The organism is Micromonospora sp. WMMD980 (assembly GCF_029626035.1).
Taxonomy (GTDB): Bacteria; Actinomycetota; Actinomycetes; order Mycobacteriales; family Micromonosporaceae; genus Micromonospora.
On the sequence record NZ_JARUBE010000003.1, the window covers coordinates 6,066,926 to 6,081,512 of the forward strand.

At 73.0% G+C, this 14,587-nt stretch carries 15 protein-coding genes; 9 read left to right on the forward strand and 6 right to left on the reverse strand.

Annotated elements, in window-relative coordinates:
- Positions 1-3 precede the first annotated feature (3 nt).
- Complete coding sequence (locus O7618_RS28675; protein WP_278109252.1) at positions 4-1,095, forward strand: UDP-N-acetylmuramate dehydrogenase; 1,092 nt, start codon at positions 4-6, stop codon at positions 1,093-1,095.
- A gap of 112 nt (positions 1,096-1,207) precedes the next feature.
- Here the strand turns inward: O7618_RS28675 and O7618_RS28680 are convergent, their stop codons facing one another.
- Both O7618_RS28680 and O7618_RS28685 read right to left on the reverse strand, forming a co-directional pair.
- A complete protein-coding gene (locus O7618_RS28680) occupies positions 1,208-1,990 on the reverse strand; it encodes a class I SAM-dependent methyltransferase (protein WP_278109254.1) in 783 nt (260 codons plus the stop codon).
- Positions 1,990-2,754: an SDR family oxidoreductase gene (locus O7618_RS28685; protein WP_278109255.1), complete on the reverse strand. Its 765-nt coding sequence runs from the start codon at positions 2,752-2,754 to the stop codon at positions 1,990-1,992. The genes O7618_RS28680 and O7618_RS28685 overlap by 1 nt, the downstream gene beginning before the upstream one ends.
- Before the next feature lie 171 nt (positions 2,755-2,925).
- Here O7618_RS28685 and mshA point away from each other — a divergent pair, with 171 nt between their 5' ends.
- The 3 genes from mshA (at position 2,926) to O7618_RS28700 (ending at position 5,839) form a co-directional block, all read left to right on the forward strand.
- Positions 2,926-4,287, forward strand: a complete 1,362-nt coding sequence (gene mshA, locus O7618_RS28690; protein WP_278109257.1) for a D-inositol-3-phosphate glycosyltransferase — start codon at positions 2,926-2,928, stop codon at positions 4,285-4,287.
- A gap of 47 nt (positions 4,288-4,334) precedes the next feature.
- The gene (locus O7618_RS28695) at positions 4,335-4,868 is read left to right on the forward strand and encodes a YbjN domain-containing protein (protein ID WP_278109258.1); all 534 of its coding nucleotides are present in this window, start codon (positions 4,335-4,337) and stop codon (positions 4,866-4,868) included.
- Positions 4,869-4,945: 77 nt separating this feature from the next.
- Positions 4,946-5,839 (forward strand): hypothetical protein, encoded by an 894-nt coding sequence (locus tag O7618_RS28700; protein WP_278109260.1) that lies wholly within the window; start codon positions 4,946-4,948, stop codon positions 5,837-5,839.
- 368 nt (positions 5,840-6,207) lie between these two features.
- Here O7618_RS28700 and O7618_RS28705 read toward each other — a convergent pair whose 3' ends face one another.
- Complete coding sequence (locus tag O7618_RS28705) at positions 6,208-7,455, reverse strand: MFS transporter (RefSeq protein WP_278109261.1); 1,248 nt, start codon at positions 7,453-7,455, stop codon at positions 6,208-6,210.
- Positions 7,456-7,519: 64 nt separating this feature from the next.
- Positions 7,520-8,845, reverse strand: a complete 1,326-nt coding sequence (locus O7618_RS28710) for an MFS transporter (protein ID WP_278109262.1) — start codon at positions 8,843-8,845, stop codon at positions 7,520-7,522.
- 151 nt (positions 8,846-8,996) lie between these two features.
- Between O7618_RS28710 and O7618_RS28715 the strand changes: the two genes are divergently transcribed.
- Complete coding sequence (locus O7618_RS28715) at positions 8,997-9,764, forward strand: phosphoglyceromutase (protein ID WP_278109263.1); 768 nt, start codon at positions 8,997-8,999, stop codon at positions 9,762-9,764.
- 100 nt (positions 9,765-9,864) lie between these two features.
- Here the strand turns inward: O7618_RS28715 and phoU are convergent, their stop codons facing one another.
- A complete protein-coding gene (gene phoU / locus O7618_RS28720; RefSeq protein WP_278109264.1) occupies positions 9,865-10,509 on the reverse strand; it encodes a phosphate signaling complex protein PhoU in 645 nt (214 codons plus the stop codon).
- Positions 10,510-10,773: 264 nt separating this feature from the next.
- Here phoU and O7618_RS28725 point away from each other — a divergent pair, with 264 nt between their 5' ends.
- From O7618_RS28725 to O7618_RS28735, 3 genes are all read left to right on the forward strand, one after another.
- On the forward strand, positions 10,774-12,003 hold the full coding sequence (locus tag O7618_RS28725; RefSeq protein ID WP_278110185.1) for an ATP-binding protein: 1,230 nt from the start codon (positions 10,774-10,776) through the stop codon (positions 12,001-12,003).
- 21 nt (positions 12,004-12,024) lie between these two features.
- Positions 12,025-12,708 carry a response regulator transcription factor gene (locus tag O7618_RS28730; RefSeq protein ID WP_091069660.1) on the forward strand — a complete coding sequence of 228 codons (684 nt, stop codon included), beginning with the start codon at positions 12,025-12,027 and terminating at the stop codon, positions 12,706-12,708.
- Between the two features lie 357 nt (positions 12,709-13,065).
- Entirely contained in the window at positions 13,066-13,617 is a 552-nt protein-coding gene (locus tag O7618_RS28735; RefSeq protein ID WP_278109265.1) for a hypothetical protein, read from the forward strand.
- Positions 13,618-13,656: 39 nt separating this feature from the next.
- Here O7618_RS28735 and O7618_RS28740 read toward each other — a convergent pair whose 3' ends face one another.
- Entirely contained in the window at positions 13,657-14,238 is a 582-nt protein-coding gene (locus tag O7618_RS28740; protein WP_278109266.1) for an NADP oxidoreductase, read from the reverse strand.
- 9 nt (positions 14,239-14,247) lie between these two features.
- Between O7618_RS28740 and O7618_RS28745 the strand changes: the two genes are divergently transcribed.
- Complete coding sequence (locus O7618_RS28745) at positions 14,248-14,562, forward strand: hypothetical protein (RefSeq protein WP_278109267.1); 315 nt, start codon at positions 14,248-14,250, stop codon at positions 14,560-14,562.
- The last annotated feature ends 25 nt before the right edge of the window (positions 14,563-14,587 follow it).

Here is a 14,587-nt window from a genome sequence, read left to right on the forward strand (position 1 = left end):
GGCGTGTCAGACGTCTACGCCGAACCGACGACCGCCACCGGACCGACCGATCCGGGCACCCTGGCGCGCTACACCACCCTACGCCTCGGCGGCCCGGCCGGCCGGCTGGAGATCGCCGACGACGCCGCCGGGACCGTCCGCCTGGTGCGGGAGGCGGAGGCGCGCGAGGAGGCCGTGCTGGTGCTGGCCGGCGGCAGCAACGTGGTGATCGGCGACCAGGGCTTCCCCGGCACCGTCGTGCTCGTCCGCTCCCGGGGCTTCGAGGTCGTCGCCACCGACGGCGACACCGTGACGGTACGGGTGGCCGCCGGCGAGCCGTGGGACGACCTGGTCGCCGCCACCGTCGAACGCGGCTGGGCGGGGTTGGAGTGCCTCTCCGGCATCCCCGGCTCGGCCGGGGCGACCCCGATCCAGAACGTCGGCGCGTACGGCCAGGAGGTCGCCGAGACCATCGTCGCGGTCGAGGCGTACGACCGCACCCACCGCGAGGTGGTCCGGATCCCGGCGGCGGACTGCGGGTTCGCCTACCGGGGCAGCATCTTCAAGTACAGCGACCGCTGGGTGGTGCTCTCGGTCGACTTCCGGCTCACCCGCTCGCCGCTCTCCGGCCCGGTCCGCTACGCCGAACTGGCCCGCGCGCTCGGCGTCGAGGTCGGTGACCGGGTGCCGCTCGCCGACGCCCGCGCCACGGTGCGCCGGCTGCGCGCCGGCAAGGGCATGGTGCTCGACGCCGCCGACCCGGACACCTGGTCGGTGGGCTCGTTCTTCACCAACCCGGTGCTCGACCGCGAGGCGTACGAGCTGCTCCGGGAGCGCGCCGCCGACCTGGGCGAGCCGCCGCACTGGGCGGGCGCCGGCGACGTGGTGAAGGTCAGCGCGGCCTGGCTGATCGACAAGGCCGGCTTCGGCAAGGGCTATGCCGGCCCGGAGGGCGTGGCCATCTCGACCAAGCACACGCTCGCGCTCACCAACCGGTCCGGCACCGCCAGCACCGCCGCCCTGGTGGCCCTGGCCCGGGAGATCCGCGACGGCGTGCACGCCCGCTTCGGTGTCCCCCTCCACCCCGAACCCGTCCTGGTCAACTGCACCATCTGACCTCCACCTCCGGCTGGTGTCCGGGCGTGTCGGGGCCGGCGGCATGAGCGCCTTCTTGGCGGTATGCCTCCCGGTCATAATTGTGACCGGGAGGCATACCGCAGGGGGACTGTCAGGTGGGGGCCACGGCGGGCCAGGGAAGGGTCAGGTAGCCCTGCCGCCAGGCTCGGGGACGGCCCTGGACCGGCCAGCCCGACTCCTTGACCGCCGACACCGTGCGCAGCCAGCGCTCGCGCGGGCCGAACGGGGCGTAGCCGGCGGCGGCGCGCCAGCCGTGCTCCAGCGCCGCGAACAGCTCGTGCATGCGCTCACCCGGCACGTTCCGGTGGATCAGCGCCTTGGGCAGCCGTTCGGCCAGCGTGGCCGGGCTCTCCAGCGTGGTCAGCTTCGCGGCCAGCGTGAGCGTGCGCGGGCCGGCGGCGTCCAGCAGCACCCAGGCGCCCAGCCGACCCAACTCGTCGCAGGTGCCCTCGACCAGCAGCCCGCCGGGCGCGAGCCGGGCGGTCATGGTGTGCCAGGCGTCGGCGACCTCGCCCTCGTCGTACTGGCGGAGCACGTTGCACGCCCGGACCAGGACGGGTCGGAGCCCGGCCAGCTCGAAGCCGCCCCGGGCGAACGTCAACCCGGGCGGGTCCGCGGCCGGCCGGGCGGCGGCCACGCGTACCGGATCGATCTCCAGCCCGACCACCCGCACGTCGGCGCGGACCCGGGCCGCGAGCCGGGTCCGCAGCTCGACGGGGGTGACCGGGCTGGCGCCGTAGCCCAGGTCCACCACGAGCGGGTCGGCGGCGGCGCGCAGCGCGTCGCCGCAGGCCGTGACGATCCAGTGGTCCACCCGCCGGAGCCGGTTGGGGTTTGTCGTGCCCCGGGTGACCACCCCGAGCGGCCGCTCCACTACGACGTCCGGTGCACCTTGTGCTGGGCGGCCTGGGCCAGCGGCCGGACCACGAGCTGGTCGACGTTGACGTGGTGGGGGCGGGTGGCGCACCAGGCCACGCAGTCGGCCACGTCGTCGGCGACGAGCGGTTCGGCGACCCCGGCGTAGACCGCGGCGGCCCGGTCCGCGTCGCCGCCGAAGCGGACCAGCCCGAACTCCTCGGTCTTCACCATGCCCGGGTCGATCTCGATCACCCGGACCGGACGGCCGGACAGCTCCAGGCGGAGCGTGCCGGCGATGGCGGTCTGCGCGTGCTTCGCTGCCGTGTAGCCGCCGCCACCCTCGTAGACGACGTGCCCGGCGGTCGAGCTGACGATCACCACGGTGCCGGCCCCGGAGCGCTCCAGCGCGGGCAGCAGCGCCTTGGTGACGCGCAGCGTGCCGAGCACGTTGACGTCGTACATCCACTGCCAGTCGCCCAGGTCGGCGGTCTCGACCGGGTCCAGGCCGCGGGCGCCGCCGGCGTTGTTGACCAGCAGGGTGATCGGGCCGGGTGCGGCGTCCGCCGCGACGGCCAGGCCGGCGACCGACTCGTCCGAGGTGACGTCGCAGGCCACCGCGGTGGCCGTGCCGCCGGCCGCCTCGATCTCGGTGACCAGCGCGGCCAGCCGGTCGGTACGCCGCGCCGCGGCGAGCACGTGGAAACCCTCGGCGGCCAGCCGGCGGGCGGTGGCCGCGCCGATCCCGCTGGACGCTCCGGTGACGATGGCGACTGAGGTCATCCAGACATTCTCCCCTGCGACCCCGAGCCCCGCCGCGATGAGGTCCGTCACGCCGGACAACCCGGCGCAGGCATTTCCGAACCCCGATGGGGAAGATGACACCCGGCGTACGGGTTGACCCGGAGGCGCCGGTCGTGCGGGACGGCATCAACCGTGACAGAGGGAGCGGACGTGGCGGATGTGCACACCGGTGTCGGTCGTCAGCGAGGTGCTCTGCCGGGGCCGAGGCCGCGCCGCATCGCCACCCTGTCGGTGCACACCTCACCGCTGCACCAACCCGGCACGGGTGACGCGGGCGGCATGAACGTCTACATCCTGGAGGTCGCCCGGCGGCTCGCCGAGGCCGATGTCGAGGTGGAGATCTTCACCCGCGCCACCTCGGGTGACCTTCCCCCGGTGGTCGAGATGACGCCCGGGGTGACCGTCCGGCACGTCACCGCCGGCCCGCTGGAGGGGTTGACGAAGGAGGAGTTGCCTGCGCAGCTCTGCGCCTTCACCGCGGGTGTGCTGCGCGCCGAGGCGGCCCGCCCGCCCGGCCACTACGACCTGATCCACTCGCACTACTGGCTCTCCGGCCAGGTCGGCTGGCTGGCCAAGGAGCGCTGGGGCGTGCCGCTCGTGCACACCGCGCACACGCTGGCCAAGGTCAAGAACGCCCGGCTCGCCGCCGGCGACCGGCCCGAGCCGAAGGCCCGGGTGATCGGCGAGGAGCAGGTGGTCGCCGAGGCGGACCGGCTGGTCGCCAACACCCGGGTGGAGGCCCGTGACCTGCTCGACAGGTACGCGGCCGATCCCGGCCGGGTCGCCGTGGTGGAGCCCGGCGTGGACCTGGACCGGTTCCGCCCCGCGCCCGGTGACCGGGAGTCCACCACCCGTGCCGCCCGCCGCCGCCTCGGTCTGCCTACGCACGGCTACGTGGTCGCGTTCGTGGGCCGCATCCAGCCGCTGAAGGCACCGGACGTGCTGGTCCGCGCGGTGGCCGCGCTGCGCGAACGGGATCCGGCGCTGGCCGAGGAGCTGACCGTGGTGATCTGCGGCGGCCCGAGCGGTAGCGGGCTGGACCGGCCGACCGCGCTGATGGAACTGGCGCACTCGCTCGGCGTGGCCGACCGGGTCCGCTTCCTCCCGCCGCAGACCGGCGACGACCTGCCCGCCCTCTACCGTGCCGCCGACCTGGTCGCCGTGCCCTCGCACAACGAGTCGTTCGGGCTGGTCGCGCTGGAGGCACAGGCCTGTGGCACGCCGGTGCTGGCCGCCGCCGTGGGTGGCCTGGTCACCGCTGTCCGCGACGGGGTCAGCGGGATGCTCATCGACGGGCACGACCCGGTCGACTGGGCCCGGGCGCTGGCCGGACTGCTGCCCGAGCGGAGGCGCCGGGCGGCGCTGGCCGCCGGCGCCGAACGGCACGCCCGCGACTTCTCCTGGCACCGGACCGTTTCCGGACTGCTCGCGGTCTACGGGAACGCGATCACCGAGCACCGGGCCCGGCTGGCCGGCCGGCTCGGCGACCCGGCGCTCGCCTGCTCCTGGTGACCGCCGCCGCCCGGCGGTCGACCGCAGGCGACCGTAGAGTGGGTGCGATGAGCCGCACGAGTGAGGTCGCCGCCCTGATCGAGGCCGTCTGCGCGGAGCGCGAGCTCCAGTGGGAGTCCACCGGCGAGACGTCGTACGCGGTGACCCTGCCGGGCACGCACAAGCTCAAGACGATCTGCAACCTGATCGTCGGCGAGCACGCGTTGCGGATCGAGGCGTTCGTGATGCGCCAGCCCGACGAGCGCCGCGAGGAGCTGTGGGCCTGGCTGCTCCAGCGCAACGCGCGGATGTACGGCGTCTCGTTCTCCATCGACGCGGCCGGCGACGTCTACCTGACCGGCCGGGTCAACCTGGCCGGGCTCGACGCCGACGAGTTGGACCGCCTGTTCGGCTCCGTGCTGACCTACGCCGACGAGTCGTTCGACAGCATGCTGGAGATCGGCTTCGGCACCGCCATCCGCCGGGAGTGGGAGTGGCGGGTGAAGCGGGGCGAGTCGACGGCCAACCTGGCCGCGTTCGCGCACCTCTTCGAGCCCTCGTCGCCGGCCGGCTCGACCGCCGGAGGTTCGGAGCCCGCCTGACGGGTATGCCGCACCGCGCGGTGCGGAGCACTGGGACCCACCGCGGGCCGAGGACGGACTGTCGAGGAGCGTGTCCCATGGCTCAGCGCAACAGCTCAGGTCGCGGCACGACTGCGACCCGGACGAAGCGGCAAACCGGTAACCAGACCCCGAACACCCCGACGGTGTCGGAGTCCCAGATCTCCCGGATGAAGGTCGACGACATCCGGGGCCAGCTCCGCCGGCGCGGGGTCTCCGGGATCTCCGCGTTGCGGAAACCGGAGCTGGTGAAGACACTCGCCCGCACGATGCGCGCGGAGGGGCGCGGCGGGGCGGCGCGGCGGAGCACCGGCCCGGCCGGTCGGCCTTCCGCCACCCGCAGGTCGACCGCCGCGAAGAAGACCACGGCGGCGCGGAAGAGCCCGGCCAGGTCCGCGCCGGCCGCGCGCGCCACCGGCGCCAGGGCCAAGGCGACGGGTACGCGCGAGGCGACGCCCGCGCGGGCGAAGGCGACATCGGCGAGGGCCGCGTCCAGCCGGGCCAAGGCGACGTCGAGTCGGGCGAAGGCCGCTCCGGCTCGGGCGAAGGCCGCTCCGGCTCGGGCGAAGGCCGCGCAGGCCGCGCCGACCCGTGGGCCCGCGTCCAGCCGGTCGATCGGGTCCTCGCAGCTCATCATGTCGCTCGCGGACCGCCCGGAGCGTCCCGGCCGGAGCCTGGTCACCCGCAACCACGAGGTCATCCAGCGCTGGGCCCGGGCGCGGGGCGCGAAGCCGGCCACCATCGCCGGCACCGAGCGGGGCGACCGGCCCGGGGTACTGACCTTCAACATGCCGGGCTACCGGGAGAGCAGCCGGATGCGGGAGATCACCTGGGACGACTGGTTCCGCACCTTCGACTCGCGGCGGCTCAACCTGATCTACCAGGAGCAGCTGCGTGACGGCCGGCAGAGCAACTTCTTCCGGACCGAGAACCCGAATCGCGAGGACGGCTGAGGTTTACGGGAATGGTCGCCGGGAACCCGACGTTGGCCATCGCGGAGACCACAGCAGCGGGAGCCGGATTCCCGACACGGGTGCTGTGACGGGCAAGACAGCGATCTGGGTTGAATCCGGAATCCGGGCGAACTAACTTTATTGCACCGCGTCACGCTTGTTTTCGTTCGGGGGAGCGGCGGATCGATCAGATCCGCGCAAGCGAGACGCGAGGATCGGGTGGAGCACACCGTTGGGGGACGGTGCCGCCCGTGGTAACCGGCGGCGCGAGCGGGCGACGCTTACGGGGGTGAGTGTCGCCCGCCGCCGCCGGGCGTACGGTACGAGCGCCCATCTCGACGGGGGTCGAGGTGGGCGCTCTGCCGTTCTCACCGGCGCATTCGCTCCGGCTGCCGGGCCGCGGCCCGCAACGCGGCGACCCGGCGCTCCCGCGGCCCGCCGGCGAGCAGGTGCCCGGCCGCGGCGCAGAGGCCCAGCCCGCCCACCACCAGCCAGTGCCGCTCACCGAGATGCTCCAGGCTGAGCCCGCCGAGCGCGGGCGCCACGAAGGACGCCGTCGGGAACGTCAGGTAGAACACCGACTGGTAGCGGGCCCGCAGCTCCGGCGGGGCCAGGTCTGCGTTGATCTGCGCGTTCGGTGGCGCGGCGAGCATCTGCCCGACCGTCCAGACCACCGCCGCGCCGAGGTAGAGCGGCAACCCGTCCGCGACGGTGAGCGTGCCGAAGCCCAGCGCCATCAACCCGGTGGAGACGGCCAGGACCGTCGACTTCCGGTACGGCTCGATCAGCCGGGGCACGAAGAGTTGCCCGACCACGATCAGCGCCCCGCCGAGCGCCACCACCAGCCCGTACGCGGTCGGGCGCAGGCCGTCCGCGCGCATCGCCAGCGGCATGATCGTCGAGGTCTGCATGGTCAGCACGGCGAGCAGGAAGGTCAGCCCGACGAAGGCGAGGAAGGTGCGGTCGGTGAGCGCGGTGTGCAGCCCGGGGCGCCGGCCCAGCACCGCGCGCTTGGTCACCGCCCGGCGGTCGAGCGTCTCCGGCACCTTGAGCGCGATGACCACGGCCGCGGCCAGGGCGGCTCCGGCGTCGACCAGGAACAGCGCCAGGAAGCTCGCCTCGGCGAGCACCCCGGCCAGCAGCGAGGCGACCGCCATGCCCAGGTTGAACGCCCAGAATTGGAGGTTGAACGCGCGTGACCGGCGGCCCTCCGGCACCACGTCCACGATGGCCGCCACGAACGCCGGGCCGGGCATCGAGTGCGCCACCCCGACCAGCGCGGCCAGCGCGGCGATCACCGCGAGGTGCCGGCTGAACGCCAGCGCCGTCATCAGTCCGGCCGCGGCGAGGTGGGCGGCGAGCAGGGTGGACCGCCGGCCCCACCGGTCGGCCAGCACGCCGCCGAGCAGCGTGCCACCGGCGCCGCCGATCCCGTAGGCGCCGACGACGAGCCCGGCCAGCGACGGTGAGGCACCCCGGGCGGAGGTCAGGTAGAGGGACAGGAACAGCAGCGCGAACGCGCCGGCCCGGTTGACGAGCAGGCCGGACCAGAGATACCAGAAGGTGGCCGGCAGCCCGCCTGCCGTGTCGCCCCACCAGCCCCGCAGGCCGCGCACCCGTCCTCCAGGAAGGTTTCCTTACCGATCCGCCCCCGGTACCGTATCCAGCCGGTCGGCGTACTCAGGAACCGGTCCGGGCCGGCTCGGCGGGTGCGGTGGCCGCGGCCTCGGCCGCCTCGGGCGCCGGGGTGCGGGCCAGCGTGACCGGCGCGGCCGGGACGCCTGCGGCGCGGAGCTGGGTGGCGCGCCGCTCCCGGGCCGGGCCGGAGACCAGGTGCGCGACCGCCGTCACCGCGCCGATCCCGGCGCACGCCAACCACAACTCGGTGTTGCCGCCGTGCTCCCGGAGCAGGCCGCCGAGGATCGGCGCGGAGGCGCCGGCGAGCTGCCAGGACAGCGAGAACACGCCCTGGTAGCGGCCACGCAGCGCGGCCGGCGACAGCTCCGCGATCAGGGTGGCGTTGGAGGGCGAGTTGAGCATCTCGCCGAGCGTCCAGATCAGCACGGTGAGGCCGTAGAGCCAGATCGTGTCGGCGAACGCGGTGAGCCCGAAGCCGACGCCCATGATCAGCGCGGCGAGCGCCAGCACGTGCGACCGGCTCCGGCCGCGGATGAGCCGCGGCACGAAGAGCTGGCCGACCACGATGAGCACGCCGTTGAGCGCGATCACCGAGCCGTAGGTGGCCGGGCTGAGCCCGGAGTCGACCATGGCGATCGGCAGCATCGAGATGTGCTGGAGGAAGACCAGCGCGGCGAACAGGTTGAGCGCCACGAAGCCGAGGAAGACCCGGTCGCGCAGGATGGTGCGCAGCGCGCCGGCCGGCGCCGCCGCGCCCTTGGCGATCGGCGCGGCCGGCCGGGTCAGGGTCTCCCGGACCCGGGTGAAGATGATCAGCGCGGTGACCACCGTGGTGGCCGCGTCCACCAGGAAGAGCAGCAGGTAACCGGCCTCGGCGGCGAGCCCGGCCAGCACGGCGGCGCAGGCGAAACCGAGGTTGATCGCCCAGTAGTTCAGCGAGAACGCGCGGAGCCGGTCCTTCTCCGGCACCACGTCGATCATCATCGCGCCGAAGGCCGGGCGGGCCGCCTCGGCGAACGTGCCGAGCAGCAGCGCGCCCACCGCCACCGCCCAGAGCGGCCGGGCGAGGCCGAGCGCGACCATCATGGTGGCCGCGCCGAGGTGCGCGGTGAGCAGCGTGGGTCGCCGGCCCCAGCGGTCGGTGAGGATGCCGCCGACGGTGGTGCCGACCGCGCCGCCCACCCCCCAGAGCCCGATGACCAGGCCGGCCTGCGCGGCCGAGAAGCCGCGTTCCCGGGTCAGGTAGATGGCGAGGAAGATCAGGACGAACGAGCCGAGCCGGTTGATCAGCGTGCCGGTCCACAGGTACCAGAAGGAGCGCGGCAGCCCGCCCGCCGTGTCCCGGAACCAACCTCGCACCGTCCGCATCCCGACGCCCCCCGCTCGGTAATGACCGATCAATCTCAGATGCCTTACAACCTAGTGCCGGGCCGGACGCATGGTCATCCGCATTTCCACGTGGTGGTCGTCACCACAGGTCGCCGCGTGTCCACCCGGCCGGTACGGCAGGATGATCGGCATGACTGCGAGCGAAGGACCCACCGTCGGGACGCTGGTCCTGCTGCGGCACGGCGAGAGCGACTGGAACGCCAAGAACCTCTTCACCGGCTGGGTCGACGTCGACCTGACCGCCAAGGGGGAGACCGAGGCGCGGCGCGGCGGCGAGCTGCTCCGCGAGCACGGTCTGCTGCCGGACGTGGTGCACACCAGCGTGATGCGCCGGGCGATCCGCACCGCCGAGCTGGCGTTGAACGCCGCCGACCGGCACTGGATCGCGGTGCGCCGCTCCTGGCGGCTCAACGAGCGCCACTACGGCGCCCTCCAGGGCAAGAACAAGAAGCAGACCCTCGACGAGTACGGCGAGGAGCAGTTCATGCTCTGGCGCCGGTCGTACGACACGCCGCCGCCGCCGATCGACGACAACGACGAGTGGTCGCAGGTCGGTGACCCCCGCTACGCGCTGCTGCCGACCGAGCTGATGCCGCGCACCGAGTGCCTCAAGGACGTCGTCGAGCGGATGCTGCCCTACTGGTACGACTCGATCGTGCCGGACATCCTGGCCGGGCGGACCGTGCTGGTGGCGGCGCACGGCAACTCGCTGCGCGCGCTGGTCAAGCACCTCGACCAGATCTCCGACGAGGCGATCGCCAAGCTGAACATCCCGACCGGCATCCCGCTGCGCTACGACCTGGACGCCGACCTGCGCCCCCAGGTCCTGGGCGGCACCTACCTGGACCCCGAGGCCGCCAAGGCGGCCGCCGCCGCCGTCGCCAACCAGGGCCGCTGATGTAAGGCGGGGCCCCCTTTTAACGCCTCCGGTAGAGGAGGGGCCCCTTCTTAACACTCCCCTGTTAAGAAGGGGCCCCTCCTTACCCTTCCCCGTGGGGTCAGGCGGATGAGGAGCCGGTGATCAGGTAGACCACGTGCTCGCCGGCGTTCACCGCGTGGTCGGCGAAGCGCTCGTAGAAGCGCCCCAGCAGGGTGGCGTCGATGGCGGTCTCCACCCCGTACGGCCAGTCGTCGCCGAGCAGCACGCCGAAGAGGCTCTTGTGCAGGTCGTCCATCGCGTCGTCGTCCCGGTCCAACTCGGCGGCGACGTCGGCGTCGGGCTTGGCCAGCACCGCGCCGATCTTCTCCGCCATCCGGTCGGCGATGCCGGCCATGTCGGTGAAGACCGGCCGCAGCTCGGCCGGCACCGCCGGCGAGGGGTGCCGGCGCAGCGCCGTCTTGGCCACGTGGTCGGCCAGGTCGCCCATCCGCTCCAGGTCGGCGGCGACATGCAGGGCGGTGATCATGGCGCGCAGGTCGGAGGCGACCGGCGCCTGCCGGGCCAGCAGGTCGCATACCCGCTCCTCCACGTGCCGGTAGAGGTCGTCGATCTCGGCGTCCCGCGCGATCACCGTCTCGGCCGCCGCGCGGTCGGCGGTGAGCAGGCCGCGGGTGGCCTGCCGCATGGCCGCGCGCACCGCCTCGGCCATGTCCACCAGCAGCTGGCTGACAATCTGCAGGTCGGCCCGGAACTCGTCGCGCATCGTCACTTCCTGGGGTCGGTGGCCGCTGCCCGAGAGGGGTACGGCGTGAGCAGGTGCGCGCCCAACGGTAGGCCGGACGGCCGGCACCAGGGTGAACGCGGATGAACGACGCGGGACCCGCGGGTGAACATTCCCGGAAGCGAGAGTGGTTCGTCCCTTTGTGACCGATCCCTGGGTTAACAATGACCCTACGATCGCCGGGTGGAGTGGGCGGTGGCCATCGCGGTGGCCGTGGCGCTGGTGACCGGACTGGTCGCCGGGTCGATGCTGTCCGGTCCGGTGGGGGAATGGCGGCGCCGCCGGGCGTCGCGGGGCGGCGGGACTTCCCGTCGTGACGCAGGGAGGCCGACGATTCCGGACGAAGCGCAGGGGGGCCTATCCGGGCTCGGCCGCAAGACGATCGACTCGTTGCGCGCCGGCGTGGTGGTGCTCGACTCCGACGACGTACCGGTGCTGGTGAATCCGGCCGCCCGGGCGATGGGCCTGCTCCGTGCCGGGGCGGCGCCCGGCTCGATCGCGGCGCACCCGCTGATTCGTACCCTCGCCGGCCAGGTCCGCCGCACGGGCGTGCGTCGCGAGATCGAGCTCGACCTGCCCCGAGGTCGCGACAGCGCCGGCGACAACCCGCTCGGCGTGCACCTGCGGGCCATGGGACTGGGCGCCGGCTACATCTCGATCGAGGCGGTCGACGTCACCGAGTCGCACCGCCTCGCCCGGGTACGCCGGGACTTCGTGGCCAACGTCAGCCACGAGCTGAAGACCCCGATCGGCGCGCTGCAACTGCTCGCCGAGGCGCTTGTCGACGCGACCGAACCGGCCGGCGACGGCGCACCCGACCTGTCCGAGGACCTGGTCGCCGCGCGACGGTTCGCCGAGCGGATCCAGCACGAGTCGACCCGGCTCGGCCGGCTGGTGCAGGAGTTGCTGGAGCTCACCCGGCTCCAGGGGGCCGAGCCGCAGCCCGCACCCGAGCCGGTCTCGGTGGACTGGGTGCTCGCCGAGGTGGTCGACCGGACCCGCACCGCGGCCACCGCCCGCCGGGTTGAGATCGTCGTGGGCGGGCAGCGGGGCCTGACCGTGTACGGCAGTGACAGCCAACTCGCCACCGCGGTCGCGAACCTGGTGGAGAACGCGGTCAACTACTCGGCCGAGGACACCACGGTCCGGGTGACCGTGCGGGGTGCCGAGGAGCACGTCGAGATCGCGGTGGCCGACCAGGGAATCGGCATCGCCCCCAACGAGGTCGACCGGATCTTCGAGCGCTTCTACCGCGCCGACCAGGCCCGCTCGCGCTCGACCGGCGGCACCGGCCTGGGTCTGGCCATCGTCAAACACATCGCCAGCAACCATGGCGGCCGGGTGGACGTGTCGAGCACCCTTGGGGGTGGGTCGACGTTCACCCTCCGGCTGCCTGCCCGCCCCCCGGACGACCTGGAGGCGACACTCGCCTCCGCTGGGATCGAGGCCGGCCCGGCCGAGCTCCGGCAGGTCTGACCACAGGAAAGGAAACACCCGTTGAGCCGCGTACTGGTGGTCGAGGACGAGGAGTCGTTCTCCGACGCCCTGTCCTACATGCTCCGCAAGGAGGGCTTCGAGGTCTCCGTCGCCGCGACCGGCACCTCCGCCCTCACCGAGTTCGACCGGACCGGCGCCGACATCGTGCTGCTCGACCTGATGCTGCCGGAGATGTCGGGCACCGAGGTGTGCCGCCAGCTCCGCCAGCGGTCGCACGTCCCGATCATCATGGTCACCGCCCGGGACAGCGAGATCGATAAGGTGGTCGGCCTGGAGATCGGGGCCGACGACTACGTGACGAAGCCGTACTCGCCGCGTGAGCTGGTCGCCCGGATCCGGGCCGTGCTGCGCCGGCAGACCAGCGAGGCGAACGAGACGGGCGCGCCGACCCTGGCCGCCGGCCCGGTCCGGATGGACATCGAACGGCACGTGGTGACCGTCGACGGCGCCGGGGTCCAGCTTCCGCTCAAGGAGTTCGAGCTGCTGGAGCTGTTGCTGCGCAACGCCGGCCGGGTGCTCACCCGGGGCCAGCTCATCGACCGGGTCTGGGGCGCCGACTACGTGGGCGACACCAAGACGCTCGACGTGCACGTGAAGCGGTTGCGCTCCAAGATCGAGCCGGAGCCGTCCGCGCCGCGCTACATCGTCACCGTGCGAGGTCTGGGCTACAAGTTCGAGCCGTGACCGCCCCGCGCGTTAGGAGGGGCCCCTTGTTAACGCATTCTGCATAAGAGGGGCCCCCTCCTCACACCGCTGCATCCGGGTGTTCCGTCACCGGGTGGGTGGGGGTGTCCGGTTCGGGGGTGGTGGGTGGCACGCTGGCGGTGGAATCGGGGCGGGGTGCGGGGCGTTGTAACCCGGTGAACGACCGAGGAAGGCAAGCCCCACGGCCCCGCCCCCGCGGGAATGACCGTGGCCGGCCGGTCGTTGCACACACTCCCGGCGCCGCACCGCGAGCAGCCGGAACCCCCCTGATCTTTTGAGCGCCTGACGGTGCCCACACGCCCCCCGGTGTGTTGACCCCCGAATGGAGCCCCCACCATGAACACGATCCTGCGTAAGAGCATCCTGGGTGTCGCTGGTCTGGCTTTCACCGGTGGTGTGTTCGCCGGTCCGATCGCCGCGCACGCCGACACTCCCGCCCACGCCGCCACGCCGGTCACGGCCGCCGCGAGCGCGCAGGGTGAGCAGTCGAGCATCAGCCTGAACGACGAGCAGACCGCGAACGTGAAGGCGATCGTCGCGGCGACGAAGAAGGCCGGCCTGCCCGAGCGCGCCGCGGTCGTCTCGATCGCCACCGCCCTGCAGGAGTCGAAGCTGGAGAACCTCGGCCACCTCGGCGACAAGAACGACCACGACTCGCTGGGCCTGTTCCAGCAGCGCCCCTCCAGTGGTTGGGGCACGCCCGAGGAGATCACCGACCCCGAGCACGCCACCCTGGCGTTCCTGAAGGGCCTGAAGCAGGTCGACGGCTGGCAGGACATGCCGCTGACCGAGGCCGCCCAGACCGTGCAGGTCAGCGCGTACCCGGACGCCTACGCCCAGTGGGAGAAGCAGGCCACCGACCTGGTCGCCCAGCACTGGACCAAGTAAGACATGCGAAGGCCGGCACCCGTGAACGGGTGCCGGCCTTCAGCGTACGACCTTGACGTTGAACAGCGCCGTGCCCAGCCGGCCGTACAGGCGCAGCCAGATCGGCAGCAGCATCTCGGTGCCCCGTGCCGTGGTGATGTCGCCCAGGTCGATCACGTCGGTGTGGCCGAAGCTGGCGAGCAGTTCGGTGACCACCCCCTTGGCCTCGGCGTCGTCGCCCGACACGAAGACGCTGTGGTCGCCGTCGGCGAGCTGCCGGGGGTGGGTCATCAGATCGGCGGTGAGCGTGTTGAGCGCCTTCACCACCCGGGTACGCGGAAACGCGCGCTGGATCCGCTCGCCGAGCGAGTCGTCGTTGAGCACCGACAGGATCGGTGGGAAGCCCTGGCTGAAGTCGAGCGGGTTGGCGATGTCGAGCAGGATCTTGCCGGCCAGGTTCTCCGCGCCCGCGGCGTCGAGCGCGGGGAGGGAGCCGTCGCCGTTCGTCGCGTTCACCACCAGGTCGGCCCCGGTGGCGGCAAGGACGACCTGGTCCTGGCGTACCTGGACAAGGTCGACCAGGCGTGGTCCGGCGCGTTGCATGCCGCCGCGCGGGCCGCCGGGGACGATCCCCGCGCGCAACTCGTCGGGATGTTCGACGCGCTCACCGGCGCGTGCCGCCGAGAGGGTTACCACGGCTGCGCGTTCATCAACACCGCCGCCGAGTCGCCCGCCGGCAGCCCGGTGCACGCCCGTACGGTCGCGCACAAGAACGCGGTGCGGGCCTGGGTGACCGACCTGGCCCGGCAGGCCGGGGCGGCCGAGCCGGAGCTGCTGGCCCGCCAGCTCACCCTGCTGCTCGACGGTGGCCTGGCCGGCGGTGTGCTCGACGGCGACCCGGCGATCACCGACGCGGCCCGCAGCACCGCCCGCGCCCTGGTCGACGCGGCGCTGCCGAAGCGTTAAGCGGGGCCCCCTCCTCTACCAAAGG

Coding starts and splice junctions, on each gene's coding strand:
- O7618_RS28725 (WP_278110185.1), top strand. CDS start 10,774: ATGCTGTCCGGTCCGGTGGGGGAATGGCGGCGCCGCCGGGCGTCGCGG.
- O7618_RS28700 (WP_278109260.1), top strand. CDS start 4,946: ATGGCTCAGCGCAACAGCTCAGGTCGCGGCACGACTGCGACCCGGACG.
- O7618_RS28685 (WP_278109255.1), bottom strand. CDS start 2,754: ATGACCTCAGTCGCCATCGTCACCGGAGCGTCCAGCGGGATCGGCGCG.
- O7618_RS28695 (WP_278109258.1), top strand. CDS start 4,335: ATGAGCCGCACGAGTGAGGTCGCCGCCCTGATCGAGGCCGTCTGCGCG.
- phoU (WP_278109264.1), bottom strand. CDS start 10,509: ATGCGCGACGAGTTCCGGGCCGACCTGCAGATTGTCAGCCAGCTGCTG.
- O7618_RS28745 (WP_278109267.1), top strand. CDS start 14,248: ATGTTCGACGCGCTCACCGGCGCGTGCCGCCGAGAGGGTTACCACGGC.
- O7618_RS28710 (WP_278109262.1), bottom strand. CDS start 8,845: ATGCGGACGGTGCGAGGTTGGTTCCGGGACACGGCGGGCGGGCTGCCG.
- O7618_RS28715 (WP_278109263.1), top strand. CDS start 8,997: ATGACTGCGAGCGAAGGACCCACCGTCGGGACGCTGGTCCTGCTGCGG.
- O7618_RS28735 (WP_278109265.1), top strand. CDS start 13,066: ATGAACACGATCCTGCGTAAGAGCATCCTGGGTGTCGCTGGTCTGGCT.